Here is a 2,448-nt window from a genome sequence, read left to right as displayed (position 1 = left end):
GCGGGCGTCCTCGGCCTGGCGGGTCTGGCGGGCGACGGTCCAGGCCAGATCAGACGATTGCGGGATGCTGACGGTGAAGGGGCGGGGCAGGCCCTGCGCCTGCGCGGTTTCGAGAACGCGCGTCAGGCTGGCGACGCCGTGCCCATGCGCGGGCAGGACGGCGTTCTCCAGAGTCCAGCCCACGCCCGACGGGGCGTCGTGAGGCTTGGCGTGGCTCCAGGGGCTGGCGGCGGCGGGCGCGGGGGGACGGCCCAGACCCGTGCCGCGCATGACACCCATGAACTGATCGCCCCAGACGGCCGACCACGGCATCCCCGTCACCGCCAGAAAGAGGATCACCCCGCCGACATAGAAGCCGGTCAGGGCGTGGACATCACGCCAGAAGGGACGGCGACGAGCGTCGGTCTCGCTTGGCTTCAGCACGGCGCCGGTGCGGCGGCGCGGCCACCATAGATAGAGGCCGGTGGCGCACAGGATGATGGCCCAGCCCGCGACGATCTCGGCCAGAATGTTCAGCGCTGTTCCGATCGGGCCGCCGAACAGGCTGAGGGAATGCAGCGCCTTAATCGTCTCGGTCACGCCGCCATAGGCGGTGACGCCGGTGACTTTAGCTGTGCGCGGATCGACGAAGACGGTGCGCTGGGCGCCGTCAGGCCGGTCGACGCGGACGCGCACGGCCTGATCGGCGCGGTCAGGGACCAGCACGTTCGCCGCCCGGCCTTCGCCTGCGCGGGCGGCGGCGGCCAGCCATTGATCGGGATCGGCCTGTTGGGCGCTGGCCGGAACCTCGATCATGGAGCGATAGACGGCGTGGTCGATCTCGTCCTTGAACAGATAGAGGCCGCCCGTAAGCGTCAGCAGCATCAGGAACGGCATCACCAGCACTCCGGCGTAGAAGTGCCAGCGCCAGACGGCCCGATAGGCGCCGGACATCACGTCGGGCGCCTTGGCCTGTGTTGAGGCGGAACGGCCCATCAATAGGCCAGCCGCAGGCCGACGGAGACCGAACGGCCCTCGCCGGGGAAGAAGACGCCGGTTTGCACCTTGCTGGCGTCGGTTACGGCCGAGAACTCGCCGACGTAACGCTTGTCGGTCAGGTTGCGCGCGTCGATGTAGACCGAGGTTCTGGCGTTGATGTTGAAACCGCCCGTCAGGCCCAGCACGGCGTAGTCCGGCGCCTTCATGGTGTTGGCGTAGTCGACGTAGGGGCTGGACAGCCGCCACTCGACCGACGGGGTGACGAAGACGCCCGTCGGGTGACGCCAGGTCAGCTCGGCGCGATACTGATGCTGCGGCACGACCGGCAGGCGGTTGTCGCCCCAGAGAACGTCGCCGTCGAAGCGGAAGTCGCTCCAGTTATAGACCTGACGCAGCATCAGCGATCCGTCCGCCAGGTCGACCGGCAGGGTCCAGTCCAGCCCGGCCTCGATGCCCTGGTGGATGGTCTTCTTGGCGTTGAAGGTGGCGGCGGGAATGTCGGGACTGGTGATGAAGTTCAGCATCTCGCCCTCGATCCGGCTGCGATAGGCGACCAGATCCCAGGCCAGAGGCCCATGACGGCCGCGCGTGCCGATCTCGCCGGTCCAGGCGTCCTGAACCTCGACCGGGGTGAAGCCGGTTAGCGGCGCCTGCACCAGGGCGCCATAGGTCGGCGGTTCGACCGAGCGGGTCAGGTTGGCGAAGACCTGGGCGCCGCTTTCGGCTTCCCACAACAAGCCCATGCGCGGCGAGAACCACTCATAGTTCCGGCTGGCGTTGTTGGCCGGGGTCATGCGGTCCAGATAGTCGCGCGTGGCGCCCCCCCATGAGCCGCCCGCGACCAGGGCCAGCTGGTCGGTGACGAACAGCCGCCCCTCTGCGAAGACGTCCAGACCGGAGGCGTTCTGACGCGCATCGGCGGTCCTGGCGCCGCGCTGGCCCGCCAGGTTCACATAGCGCAGGGCCTCGACCTCTCCCTCGCGCCACGAGAAGCCGTAGAAGGCGTCGGCGCTCAGGCCGCCGATGTCGCCCGTCCAGTCGATGCGGGCGAAGGCGCCGCGCGTGGCGCTGTCCTGATCCAGCACCTGGAAGATCGGGTGATAGAGCGACTTTTCCCAGCCCCAGACGGCGCCCTCGAACAGGGTGGATTCATTGAAGCGCCAGCGGGTCTGCAGCGTCAGCCGCTTGACCGTCAGGTCGCGGGCCTGATCGCCGGACAGGGCGCTGGCGGCGGCCCTGCGCGGCTTGTTCAGCGCATCGTTCAGCGTCAGCGAGCCGGGCATGTCCTGCTTGATGTCGGCGGCCTGAGCGATCAGGCGCACCTCGCGGTCCTCGCCGAAGGAACGGCCCGCATTGACGGTCAGGCGGCCTTGCGACTGCTGGCTGTGGTCGCGCCAGCCGTCGCCCTGCATGGCGGTGGCGGCGGCGTAGACGTCCCAGTCGCCATGCGTCGCGGCGACGGCGCCGTGG

2 protein-coding genes are annotated in these 2,448 nt (G+C 69.1%); both read right to left on the bottom strand.

What is annotated here, in order from left to right:
- Positions 1-975: PepSY domain-containing protein (locus tag RT567_RS15985; protein ID WP_313577201.1), on the bottom strand; the 975-nt coding region annotated here is incomplete at its 3' end.
- Positions 975-2,448 (bottom strand): TonB-dependent receptor (locus RT567_RS15980; RefSeq protein WP_313577200.1); only part of this gene is annotated, 1,474 nt, incomplete at its 5' end. The genes RT567_RS15985 and RT567_RS15980, both read right to left, overlap by 1 nt.

This window comes from Brevundimonas sp. (assembly GCF_032107865.1).
Classification (GTDB): domain Bacteria; phylum Pseudomonadota; class Alphaproteobacteria; order Caulobacterales; family Caulobacteraceae; genus Brevundimonas.
This window is presented reverse-complemented; position numbering and strand designations above follow the sequence as displayed.